Source organism: Thermodesulfobacteriota bacterium, from assembly GCA_039028315.1.
In the GTDB taxonomy this organism is placed as follows: Bacteria; Desulfobacterota_D; UBA1144; order Nemesobacterales; family UBA2774; genus CR02bin9.
Genome location: JBCCIH010000059.1, coordinates 1 through 11387 on the forward strand (window position 1 = coordinate 1; position 11387 = coordinate 11387).

General features: G+C 40.1%; 14 protein-coding genes. 6 read left to right on the top strand and 8 right to left on the bottom strand.

All coding sequences use genetic code 11. The features are described from left to right. A partial coding sequence (locus AAF462_05165; protein ID MEM7008508.1) for an MOFRL family protein occupies positions 1 to 185 on the top strand: 185 nt, incomplete at its 5' end. A 7-nt stretch (positions 186 to 192) separates the two neighbouring features. Here the strand turns inward: AAF462_05165 and AAF462_05170 are convergent. The 4 genes from AAF462_05170 to AAF462_05185 are packed head-to-tail and all read right to left on the bottom strand — an operon-like array spanning position 193 to position 3457. Further along, entirely contained in the window at positions 193 to 546 is a 354-nt protein-coding gene (locus AAF462_05170) for a hypothetical protein (GenBank protein ID MEM7008509.1), read from the bottom strand. 14 nt (positions 547 to 560) lie between these two features. Beyond that, positions 561 to 932 (bottom strand): DUF2237 domain-containing protein, encoded by a 372-nt coding sequence (locus tag AAF462_05175; GenBank protein MEM7008510.1) that lies wholly within the window; start codon positions 930 to 932, stop codon positions 561 to 563. A 44-nt stretch (positions 933 to 976) separates the two neighbouring features. Next, the gene (locus tag AAF462_05180) at positions 977 to 2839 is read right to left on the bottom strand and encodes a monovalent cation:proton antiporter-2 (CPA2) family protein (protein MEM7008511.1); all 1863 of its coding nucleotides are present in this window, start codon (positions 2837 to 2839) and stop codon (positions 977 to 979) included. 3 nt (positions 2840 to 2842) lie between these two features. Next, complete coding sequence (locus tag AAF462_05185) at positions 2843 to 3457, bottom strand: NAD(P)H-dependent oxidoreductase (GenBank protein MEM7008512.1); 615 nt, start codon at positions 3455 to 3457, stop codon at positions 2843 to 2845. A gap of 287 nt (positions 3458 to 3744) precedes the next feature. Here AAF462_05185 and AAF462_05190 point away from each other — a divergent pair, with 287 nt between their 5' ends. The 5 genes from AAF462_05190 to AAF462_05210 all read left to right on the top strand — a co-directional run bounded on the left by AAF462_05190 (position 3745) and on the right by AAF462_05210 (position 7783). After that, positions 3745 to 4311 (top strand): sigma-70 family RNA polymerase sigma factor, encoded by a 567-nt coding sequence (locus AAF462_05190; GenBank protein ID MEM7008513.1) that lies wholly within the window; start codon positions 3745 to 3747, stop codon positions 4309 to 4311. Then, positions 4301 to 5107 carry a zf-HC2 domain-containing protein gene (locus tag AAF462_05195; GenBank protein ID MEM7008514.1) on the top strand — a complete coding sequence of 269 codons (807 nt, stop codon included), beginning with the start codon at positions 4301 to 4303 and terminating at the stop codon, positions 5105 to 5107. Before AAF462_05190 ends, AAF462_05195 begins: the two co-directional genes overlap by 11 nt. 299 nt (positions 5108 to 5406) lie before the next feature. Beyond that, on the top strand, positions 5407 to 5745 hold the full coding sequence (locus AAF462_05200) for a P-II family nitrogen regulator (GenBank protein MEM7008515.1): 339 nt from the start codon (positions 5407 to 5409) through the stop codon (positions 5743 to 5745). Positions 5746 to 5859: 114 nt separating this feature from the next. After that, positions 5860 to 7248, top strand: a complete 1389-nt coding sequence (gene glnA, locus AAF462_05205) for a type I glutamate--ammonia ligase (protein MEM7008516.1) — start codon at positions 5860 to 5862, stop codon at positions 7246 to 7248. A 178-nt stretch (positions 7249 to 7426) separates the two neighbouring features. Further along, entirely contained in the window at positions 7427 to 7783 is a 357-nt protein-coding gene (locus tag AAF462_05210) for a hypothetical protein (protein ID MEM7008517.1), read from the top strand. A gap of 29 nt (positions 7784 to 7812) precedes the next feature. Here the strand turns inward: AAF462_05210 and nuoL are convergent, their stop codons facing one another. From nuoL to nth, 4 genes are all read right to left on the bottom strand, one after another. Then, positions 7813 to 9780, bottom strand: coding sequence for an NADH-quinone oxidoreductase subunit L (nuoL, locus tag AAF462_05215; GenBank protein ID MEM7008518.1), 1968 nt, complete (start codon positions 9778 to 9780; stop codon positions 7813 to 7815). Between the two features lie 6 nt (positions 9781 to 9786). Beyond that, positions 9787 to 10086 carry an NADH-quinone oxidoreductase subunit NuoK gene (gene nuoK / locus AAF462_05220; GenBank protein ID MEM7008519.1) on the bottom strand — a complete coding sequence of 100 codons (300 nt, stop codon included), beginning with the start codon at positions 10084 to 10086 and terminating at the stop codon, positions 9787 to 9789. Between the two features lie 7 nt (positions 10087 to 10093). Continuing rightward, positions 10094 to 10603: an NADH-quinone oxidoreductase subunit J gene (locus tag AAF462_05225; protein MEM7008520.1), complete on the bottom strand. Its 510-nt coding sequence runs from the start codon at positions 10601 to 10603 to the stop codon at positions 10094 to 10096. 117 nt (positions 10604 to 10720) lie between these two features. Next, on the bottom strand, positions 10721 to 11377 hold the full coding sequence (nth, locus tag AAF462_05230) for an endonuclease III (protein ID MEM7008521.1): 657 nt from the start codon (positions 11375 to 11377) through the stop codon (positions 10721 to 10723). Between the last annotated feature and the right edge of the window lie 10 nt (positions 11378 to 11387).

Genomic DNA, 11387 nt, shown 5'->3' on the forward strand with positions numbered 1-11387 from the left:
CAGACGCAGCCGGAGCATTGGCAGATGGATCAACTATAAATAGAGCAAACAAGTTGGGGCTAAATGCTTACGAGTATCTATGTGAGAATAATTCCTACAACTACTTTGACCCTTTAGGTGATCTTATAGTCACAGGTCCTACTAATACAAACGTAATGGACTTAAGAATAGTGCTTATCACTTAGGGACTTATTAAGAGCTCATAGCAGTTAGGAACTTAAGCTCAGACGAGAGTTCTTCTTTGGTTACGGTGAACAAGTTAAAGCTTTTGTTCAGTGTTACCATCTGGATATTTTCTGCAATCAGCCGCTCACTGTTTTTAACCCAATAAACGCATACAATCATCTCCTGCCCGCCGGGGTGCTTGACCATTATTGAGGAGTATTTCTCAATACCCATTATGATCGGGCTGTCAGAAACTTCTTTTACTTCGTAGCCGCCGACTTGGTCATAATCATCGATTAGTGTTTGAAACGCTGGAATAACAACAGTTTTGAAAACCGCATCTACTCTTTCATCTAGCTCCCAATTCGATCCTTGGCTCATATTAATTAGACCCCTTATGCAAGATCTATTGCATATTTTTTAAGATCATCAAGTGATATCACTTCAAGCGCAGATTCGTGAGTAGATGTCAACAGGACAGGAGGTGCTATTCCATTATCAAGCGCCTCTTTCCATCTAAGCGCGCATAAGCACCAGCGGTCTCCTGCTACAAGGCCGGGAAACTCAAAGTCAGGGTTTGGAGTTGAAAGGTCGTTTCCGACGGATTTTGAAAACTCTAAAAATTCCTCACTCACCTCAACGCATACAACATGCATTCCTAAATCTTCAGGCCCTGTCCGACAGCAGCCGTCGCGGTAAAACCCCGTCATAGGAGATGTACAGCATACTCCCAGTTCTTGGCCCAATACATTTTTTTCATCTGACATAAAATTATCTCCATCAATTTTCTTTTGCGATTAAAAATAATATATCACACAGACCCTGGTCTTTCCCAGGAATGGTCCATACTTTCTTTCTTTTCTTCTTCATCTGAGCTAAGCAGCTCTATAAGGTCTTGATTTTTTAGTCTTGTTTCGGTTAATAGCGCTTCGTCATCGCCAAAGTGTTTGTGAAGATCAATAAGGCTTTTCTCGTCATGGTGCTTGAAAGTAAGGGCGGCGCGGTTTGCTTGATAACTTCTAAATCCAAGCTCCTTTAGTGCAGAAGCTCCTAGCTCAAGTGCAGACACAAATGTGTCTCTTTCTATTATATCGACCCCGGCGTCCATAAGCTCATAAACAGTTCTTCTATCATAAGCTCTTGCTAGTATCTTAAGGTTTGGATAGTGCATTTTTAGAGTCTTAGCAATCTCAATTGTTTTATCCTTGTCGTCTATTGTTAAAATAAATAACTTTGCCTCACCTGCCCCTGCGGAGTGAAGAAGGTCCAATCTTGAAGCGTCACCATAAAATACTTTATACCCAAATCTCCTTACCATATCTATCTGGCTGGGCTTTGAGTCTAAAATGGTTGTGCCGATGTTATTTGCGTGAAGTAGTCTTCCGACTATTTGTCCGAACCTCCCGAAGCCTGCGATTATTACCGGGTTCTTCTCGTCTATTGCGTCGGTTTCAGGCCTTTGATCCAGAGTAGAGAACTTAGGCTGAAGGAGTTTTTCATTTATGATCATAAGCACAGGTGTAAGAGCCATTGAAAGCGCAACTGCTAATATGAGAGTGTCTGCTATCTCATATGGGATTACGCTGTTTTGAGTGGCAAAGGAAAAGAGCACAAATGCAAACTCCCCTCCCTGAGCAAGAGAGAAGGCAAAGAGAAAGTTTTGGCTCCTGGTAAGTTTAAACAAATAACCCAGTACTAATAGTATTACGAGCTTTATCACCATCAGAGCTGCTACAAGTCCAAAGATTAAGTAAGGCTCTTTTGAAAAGAGATTAAAATCAATGCTCGCGCCCACAGAGATAAAAAACAGTCCCAAGAGTAATCCTTTGAAAGGTTCAATATCAGTCTCTAATTCGTGACGGTACTCACTGTCAGCCAGCACCACGCCGGCTAGAAAAGTCCCAAGAGCAGCCGAAAGACCAACAATCTGCATCGCAAGCGCAATACCTATTATTAAAAATAAGGCAAAAGCTGTAAACACTTCTCTGAGTCTGGTCTCTGCAATGAAGCGAAACACATAACGCACCAAAAAACGACCTGCAATAATGATTGTAGCTATAACTAGTGCAACTATTATTGCCTGCTGCCAGCCCGGAAGGGCCTCTATAGAGAAACCCGCATGATGAGCAGCCTCTGCATGACCGGGCTCTGCGAGTATTGAGCCTGCCAACAAGGGCAATACGGCCAGTATCGGGATTACAGCTATATCCTGAAAGAGAAGAACAGAGAAGCTGGCCTGCCCTCCCTGGGTTTTTATTAGCCCCTTCTCATTTAGTGTCTGAAGCACGATTGCGGTAGAAGATAGTGCTAAAATAAGGCCAACAGCTAAAGATACTTTCCAGGTAAACCCAAATATATATCCGATCAGAAATATGACTACAGCGCTGATAGCAACTTGAAGTCCGCCTAAGCCTAAAATAGGTCCCCTTAGTCTCCAAAGTAGTTCGGGTCTTAATTCTAGACCGATTAGAAAGAGCATCATAACCACTCCAAACTCGGCGAAATGAAGAACGGCCTCAGACTCTACGCCTACAAACTTAAGCACATAGGGACCGATTATAATGCCCGCAAAAAGATAGCCAAGTACCGAACCCAAGCCTAGTCGTTTAGCTATCGGTACAGAAACTACAGCAGCTAACAGATATATGAATGCCTGAAACAAAAAACTATCCATAACTTAAACGCTCCATGATTCAAATTGATCCAGAATATATTCGTTTATATATTGAAACTCACTCAAAGATCTAATATCTAGTGTGGTGTCCCTGAGTGTAAGTATTACTTTTTGATACAGATCGCTGTATACGGAGATATCTTCATGAGATTTTAAATCAGAGCTTTGATGCACTACAAAGGGAGGAATGTAGTTCATGCCGCAAAGAGCTGCCGTCCTCTCAAAAACTTTTAGAAACTCTCCCACATTGTAGTAATGTACTCCCTGCTGAGAGTAAGACTCTTCACTTCCTCCAGTTGTAATAGCATTCATCATCAGCTTGCCCACAAGAGCACTACCCCCATGACCGTATGCAAAACCGTATTCCAAAACAAGATCAATCCACTCTTTCATTAATGCAGGACAGCTGTACCAGTAAAAAGGGTGCTGAAGTACTATGACATCGTGCTCTAAAAGCAGTTTTTGTTCTTCTTTAACATCAATTAGGAAATCTGGATAGATCTCATAAAGATCTCTAAAAGTTACTCCCTCAAGATCCTTTACAGCTTTACAAAGCTCCAGATTTACTTTGGATTTTTCAAAAGCAGGGTGAGCAAAGATAACTAGTATTTTGTTTATGATGTTGTTAGGCATTTTTTCAAATATATCTCTTATATTATATGAGTAGTCTTTTGATAAAAGTTTTCAGATAAATGTTAATTTATGATGTATATGATCATTTAATCCACTTAAGTTTACTATAAAAAGATTGGAATGCCTCATGTTGGCCAAAATCGATTTAATTAATCATCAAAAAGAGATATAATTTATTAAGTTTTGATGTACTGATGTAGTTGACTTTTGACTGATTGGATATAATTATATTGTAAGGCATTATTTAAGGTGAGTTACGGTGGGGAAATACTTTGAGCAAAGATACACTCATCCAACAATTTGAAAATAAGATGCTGAGTCACATGGACTCCGCATACAACCTAGCACGCTGGATCACAGGGCATGACCAAGATGCTGAAGACGTGGTTCAAGAAGCTTATATAAGAGCCTTTAGAGGTTTTGAGAAATATACCGATATTAATAGTCTAAGCTGGCTCCTTACCATAGTTAGAAACACTTCATATAACTGGATGAAAAGCAAGCACGGTTACAGGCATCTGATCGAGTTTGATGAGTCTGTACACAGTGCTACTGACGAGCCTGGTTTTGTCGGGGACAGAAGTCAGGACTTTAGACAAGATGCAATATTAAATTCGAGCAGAAATAAAGATCTTCTGCATCAAGCGCTCAAGGAAATGCCTCTTATATTTAGAGAGGTGATAGTGCTTCATGAAATTGAAGATCTCTCATATAAAGAAATAGCAGATATAGTGGGCGTTCCCGTTGGCACGGTAATGTCCAGGCTTTCTAGAGGAAGAAGGCGTCTGCAAAAGACTTTAGCAAGCAGATTGAGCAGGAGAAATCAGGTTGAGTTGTAGTCAAGTTAGAACCATTTTGTATGATTATATTAATGCTTATGTAGATGAAGAGCTATCTACTACGGACCACTCCGCAATTCAAAAGCACCTAGAGGTCTGCGCGCACTGTGCCAATGAAAAATTCCAAATTGAACAAATAGGCAATACTATTCACAATCAATTTTCCTACTCTGCTCCCTATGGGCTAAAAGAGAATATAAGACACACAATAACTGGGCTTGCCGACTCTGACATAAACTTAAGCAATGTAGCAAAACGGCGCTTTGCTTGGCGATGGACATACTATGTAATACCTCCTGTAGTTACAGCAGTTGCTGCAGTACTGCTAATATTCTCCATGATGCCCACTCAAGATGAAGTGATGATGCACAACATGATGGAGCAAGAGATAGTTTCAGCTCACGTGCGCTCATTGATGGAGGACAATTTGCTCCATGTTGAGTCTAAAGGCCCTCAAGAGGTAAAACCTTGGTTTAACAATAGAGTTGATTTTGCAGCTCAGCCTGAGGATCTGGCTGCCGATGGTTTCTCATTAAAAGGTGGCAGGCTTGATTATTTAAATAAGCATACAGCCGCATCTTTAGTATACGAGAGCGATGATCACATTATAAATCTTTTTGTTTTTCCTACCATGGAAGCTGATATGAAATCCTTTAAGAACTTCCAAAACAGAGGCTATAACATTGTTAAGTGGGTAAATAAGGGACTTGAGTACTGCGCAATCTCGGATATTAGCTTGGATGAGTTAAATAAATTTGCACGCGTATATAGAAAAAAGATTACATCACCTAATTAGGTCATATTAATTTTTTAACTGGTTTTCATCTAAAGAATACAACAACTCATAGTTTTTATTATGTTTGGTAGTTTTTGATTTACTTTTAATCGGGTCTGGACAATATTAAAAAGTTTTTAGTAAAGTTGGTCATAAATGCCATAAATTAATAAAAAATGGTTAATTTTTGGCATGAAGTGCTTAAGATTTGGGCACTAATATTTGATTTGGTGATCATAAGTGCCTAATTTTATTGATTGAAATGATTTCTCTAAAGTGGTATGTTGTTTGCAACTATTAGTGGGAAGGAGGAAAATCTCATGAAAAAAGTAGAAGCTATAGTTAAACCATTTAAACTAGACGACGTTAAAGAATCCTTAAAAGAGATTGGGATTCAGGGTCTAACAGTTACAGAAGTAAAAGGTTTCGGAAGACAAAAAGGACATACTGAGCTCTATAGAGGAGCTGAATATGTAATCGACTTTTTGCCGAAGATTAAACTAGAGATAGTAGTATCGGATGATATGGTGTCTAAAGTTATCGATGCTATTATGGACAGCGCCAAAACAGGCAAAATAGGGGACGGTAAAATATTCGTATTACCTATGGAAGAGGTAATTAGAATAAGGACTGGTGAAAGAGGCGACGAAGCCCTATAACCAAAACCTTATCATTAAAGGAGGACATTTTTAAAAATGCCCACAACAAAAAAGACAAAAAGCAAAGGAGGACCCCCAAGTATGTTTGCAAAAAAGCCCGCAGACGTAACGAAGATGATAAAAGATAATGGAGTTCTAATTGTGGACTTCAGATTCTTAGATTTTATTGGAATGTGGCAGCATTTCAGTATTTCAGTTAATGAGTTCAGCGTTTCAATGTTCGAGGAAGGCTTAGGATTCGACGGATCTAGTATTCGAGGTTGGCAGTCAATCAACGCGAGTGATATGCTTGTTATTCCGGATTTCACTACAGCTAGAATTGACCCATTTTATGCACATCCAACGCTAGTACTGCTATGTGATATTGTTGATCCGATTACCCGTGAGCCTTATTCTCGTGATCCACGAAATATTGCAAAGAAAGCTGTTTCTTATTTAAAAAGTACTGGAACTGGAGATTCGGTTTACATCGGACCTGAGCTTGAATTCTTTATTCTAGATGACGTTAGATACGACCAGACAGCCAATTCCGGATATTATTTTATAGACTCTGTTGAAGGTATTTGGAACTCAGGAGCTGATGAAGGCCCTAACCTAGCATACAAGCCTCGTCACAAAGAGGGATATTTCCCGACTCCACCAACAGACTCATTCCAGGACTTAAGATCTGAGATGGTTATTGAGCTTGAGAAACTTGGAATTTCTATTGAAGCACAGCACCACGAAGTAGCAACTGCTGGACAAGCAGAAATTGATATGAGATTTGCCCCGCTGGTTCAAATGGGCGATCAAATGATGTGGTATAAATACGTTATTAGAAATGTAGCTAAAAAGTATGGCAAGACTGTAACATTTATGCCAAAACCTGTATTCAATGATAACGGTTCAGGAATGCATGTTCATCAATCCATATGGAAGAAAAACAAACCGTTATTCGCAGGTAAAGGTTATGCAGGCATGAGTGATATGGCCATGCACTATATCGGCGGAATATTAAAACACGCTGGTGCAATATGTGCTTTCACCAATCCTACAACCAACTCTTATAGAAGATTGGTACCTGGATTTGAGGCGCCTGTTAACCTTGCATATTCTGCAAGAAACAGAAGCGCAGCTGTTAGAATTCCGATGTACTCACCTAGTCCGAAGGCTAAAAGGCTTGAGACTAGATTCCCTGATCCATCATGCAACGGATACTTAGCATTTTCAGCGCTTGTTATGGCTGGACTTGATGGTATTGAAAAGAAGATTAACCCTGGCGATCCACTTGATAAAGACATTTACGCTTTAGGACCTGAGGAGCTAGCTGGTATTCCATCTGTTCCAGGATCCTTAGAAGATGCTCTTATGGCTCTTAAGGATGATCATGAGTTCCTTCTTAAAGGTGACGTGTTCACTGAAGACGTTATTGAGACATGGATCGACTACAAAATGGAAAACGAAGTTAATCCTATTAAACTAAGACCAGTTCCTTATGAGTTCATGCTTTACTTCGATGTGTAAAAAAAGCTAAACAACTCCTAAGTCATAAAATCAAAAGGCGGCAGGTATTAATTATCTGCTGCCTTTTTTTATATCCCTAACCAAATACCACTACCACTAAAAAAAATATAAATCTTGAATCCTAGTAGATACGTATTACATCTATAGTAGTGAAAACAATTCAGGAGTCCAAGATAGAATGAGTAAAAAGTTTAACAACAAGATAAAGGATATAAAATTAGTAGTATTATCACTTATGCTTTTAGTAAGCGTAGTGTTTGGGAATTTAAGCTACGCAAATGATATAGAATCCCAAAATGAAATTAATGCTACGACTGTTGATCAAAGCATAATGCTCGAAATAGAGCTTCTTCCAGCGCTTGGTCAAGAAGAAAGTGAATCAAAGGTTGTCTTAGGAACTCCGGTTGAGCTATACAAAGGAGAATCTATCAAAAAAGAAGATATCCTTCGCACAATACCAAGCATTAGCACCAAAGACGATAAGACTCTTGGGCTTTTGATCCCGCCCTTTGCATACTTTGCTCAGAGGTTTTAATTCTTTAGTTTGTAAGTGCTCAGATCGTATTAAAAACCTTGATATAATATTACTATTGTTAAGATAACTGCGGCGCCCACTGCCATAAGCATCGCATAGTTTCTTATCACACCGGTTTGAACTGTCTGAAGTGTAAGAGCTGTATCTTTGAGCACTGCTGCAACCCCGTTTACTGCCCCATCTATAAAGCCAAGATCAAATTTTGAGAAGACACCTGAAATATAGGCAAATGGTTTTACAAAAATATAGTCGTAAAGCTCATCAACATACCATTTGTTATAGGAGGCTTTATATAAAGGCCCAAACTCTTTTGCAACGTTCTCAGATGAAGAGGGCTTAATGTAGTAGAGATAAAAAGCTATAAACATACCTAGAGCAGCGCAGCCAACTGAAAATCCAGCCAATGCCCAGTGGCCAAAAAAGTGATGGCCATACTCCACCGCAGTGTCTAAGTAGATTGATGCTGATACGTAGTGCTCAAAATAGTTAGAATGCTCTATTCCAATTGCTTTGCCCATAAAATCAGGAACACCTACATAGCCTCCTAGGATTGAGAGAACAGCTAATACCATAAGAGGAATTGTCATTGAGTAAGGCGATTCGTGAACATAGCGTTTTATACTCTCAGGAACTCTGGATTTGCCTTCAAAGGTTAGTAAATAGAGCCTTAGCATATAAAGTGCTGTAAGAACAACTGTAATTAGTGCCACAATCCAGTGGAACATGTAGCCCCTGTCATATAGCGCGGCCAAGATTTCATCTTTACTAAAAAATCCTGAGAGAAACGGCAGACCAGCAATAGCAAAGGTTCCGATTAAAAATGTAATTGCGGTTATTGGTATTTTTTTCCTAAGCCCGCCCATCTTTCTAATATCCTGCTCATCTGACATGGCGTGAATTACGCTACCAGAACCTAGGAACAGCAGTGCTTTAAAAAACGCATGGGTCACAAGATGGAACAGCCCCGCAGCGTAAGCTCCAACTCCTATAGCCATAAACATGTAGCCGAGCTGGCTGACTGTAGAATATGCCAGAACCTTTTTAATATCGTTTTGAGTAAGTGCTATTGATGCCGCCAGTATCGCTGTAAATGCTGCAATAGACACAACTATCATCTGAGCTGTTGGCGACTGAGAGTAGAACACATTACAGCGAGCCATCATATAGGCGCCTGCTGTTACCATCGTTGCAGCATGGATAAGAGCGCTCACAGGTGTTGGGCCAGCCATAGCGTCTGGAAGCCACACATAAAGCGGAAACTGTGCTGATTTACCAACGGCTCCTACAAAGAGTAAAAGACCTATCGTAGTGATAACCGCTGCCGGTACTGCTTCCATATAGGTGGGATCTAGTGCTTTGCCAAAAACCTCTTGATAATTTACCGAGTCAAAAATATAGAAAATGAGAAATATTCCGAGGATAAAACCAAAGTCTCCAATCCTGTTTACAATAAATGCCTTTCTTCCAGCGTAGGCTTTTTCATTATCTTGATACCAAAACCCGATAAGAAGAAATGAAGCTAATCCAACCCCTTCCCAGCCAACAAACATTAGTGGGAAGTTATTTCCGAGAACGAGTATGAGCATGAAAAACACGAAAATATTTAAGTATGTAAAGTACTTAGCATAACCTTTGTCATGATGCATGTAGCCGGTCGAATAGATATGAATTAGAAAACCAATCCAGGTAATAACAAGGGCCATAATGCTTGAGAGGCTATCGAACATAAACTCAAAGCTGACAGTGAAATCACCAGAAGGTATCCAGACAAAGAGCTCCTGTATGATCTGGCGCTGAGAAGCGTCCATTGATAGAAGCTGAATAAAGTAGTAAGTTGAAAGGATTGCAGATAAAAGAACCGCTCCTGAGGCAATTATTCCAGAAGCACTGTGCTCAGTATGCTCATCACCGCCATACTTCTTATATAAGCCGCTTGTGAAAAGCAGGCCGTTTATCGCAGCACCAATTAATGGAAATAGTATTATCCAAACAATCATGACAAATTATCCCTTTAGTAGCTTTAGTAAATCAATATCGAGTGATTCTCTGTGTGAGTAAATTGAAACAAGTAGCGCTAGTCCCACCGCAACCTCTGCAGCGGCAACTGTTATAGACATAATCATAAACACGTGTCCCGTCATATCGCCAAGAGCACGCGCAAAGGCCACAAATGCCAGATTTGCTGAGTTTAGCATAAGCTCAAGGCACATCAGCACAATAATCAAATTTTTTCTGACTATCACGCCGTAAGCGCCAACTACAAATAGCATTGCGCTCAGTACCAGATAATGTTCAACGCCAATTTCCACTTTAATTAGCCCTCTTTTTTGCTATTGCTACAACACCAATTATTGCAACGAGAATTAATACAGACGTGAGCTCAAAAGGCAGTAAATACTCCGTAAGAAGACTTGTTCCAACCCCTTGAATAGAGCCAAAGCCGTCCATCTCAGAGACTCCTAAGGTTTTCTTCATTACCCCGTCTTTAAACCCAAGGCTCGCAAAGTAACCGACAAATAAAAGAATCACCAAAAGAATACTTACCTTAAAACCTAAATTTTTAGCTTCAAAAATTAATTTATCCGATTTCAAGTTCAGGAACATCACAGTAAACAGGAATAAGATCATTATTGCGCCGGCGTATACAAGTATCTGAACAACCGCTATGAAATGAGCTAGTAAGAGGACAAAAAGCACTGCAGTAGAGACTAAAGTTAGTACCAATGAAAGGGCGCTGGAGACTGGATTTCTAAACGAAATCACCATAAGCGCTCCTGCCAGCGCAAGCGCTGCAAATACATAAAAGACTACAGTTTCCAAGTGATTAAAAGTCCTCCTGGTAGAGTAATAACCTTACGCACCATGAAGTATATTTGGATTGGTTAGATAGTCAAATTTTATTGGTTTTATAGGGATATTACATAAATTATCAAACCTTTATCTACTTACCGTAACACCTTTTTTATCGCAGTATTCCTCGACCGGACAAACTGAGCATTTGGGCGATATTGGCCGGCAAAGATGCTGGCCGAAAGCAACCAGCAGGCTGTTATAGTCTATCCAGTACTCCCTGGGCAATTTCTTTCTAAGCGCCATCTCAGTTTTATCTGGGTTTTTGGTTTTGATATATCCAAAGCGGTTTGAGATCCTATGAACATGGGTGTCCACACAAATCCCTGGCTTGTTGTAACCAAGTGTGACAACCAGATTCGCCGTCTTTCGCCCTACCCCTTTTAATTTGAGCAGCTCGTCTATATCATCTGGCACCCGCCCGTCATAATTATTAATAAGATCGGTGCATATAGAGTGGATGTTCTTTGCCTTGGTTTTGTAAAAGCCAACGGGGTATATAGCTTGTATAATCTGCGCCTCACTAAGATTGAGCATATCTGAGGGATTATCAGCGAGTTTAAATAATTTTCTTGAGGCAGCGGCTGTGGTCTCATCCTTTGTACGCAGGCTCAGTACGGTTGATATTAGGACTTTAAATGGGTCATGGGATGTCTCCGCTACTAGCGTGACAATAGGTACATCCCATTTAGGAGCTTCTTCGGACAGTATTTTTACTATGTTATGAATATCGCCCTTCTTCATAGCTCATTAA

Bases quoted from the DNA above. Each gene is read 5' to 3' on its own strand.
- AAF462_05170 (MEM7008509.1), bottom strand. From the start codon at position 546: ATGAGCCAAGGATCGAATTGGGAGCTAGATGAAAGAGTAGATGCGGTT.
- AAF462_05175 (MEM7008510.1), bottom strand. From the start codon at position 932: ATGTCAGATGAAAAAAATGTATTGGGCCAAGAACTGGGAGTATGCTGT.
- AAF462_05180 (MEM7008511.1), bottom strand. From the start codon at position 2,839: ATGGATAGTTTTTTGTTTCAGGCATTCATATATCTGTTAGCTGCTGTA.
- AAF462_05200 (MEM7008515.1), top strand. From the start codon at position 5,407: ATGAAAAAAGTAGAAGCTATAGTTAAACCATTTAAACTAGACGACGTT.
- glnA (MEM7008516.1), top strand. From the start codon at position 5,860: ATGATAAAAGATAATGGAGTTCTAATTGTGGACTTCAGATTCTTAGAT.
- AAF462_05210 (MEM7008517.1), top strand. From the start codon at position 7,427: ATGAGTAAAAAGTTTAACAACAAGATAAAGGATATAAAATTAGTAGTA.
- nuoL (MEM7008518.1), bottom strand. From the start codon at position 9,780: ATGATTGTTTGGATAATACTATTTCCATTAATTGGTGCTGCGATAAAC.
- nth (MEM7008521.1), bottom strand. From the start codon at position 11,377: ATGAAGAAGGGCGATATTCATAACATAGTAAAAATACTGTCCGAAGAA.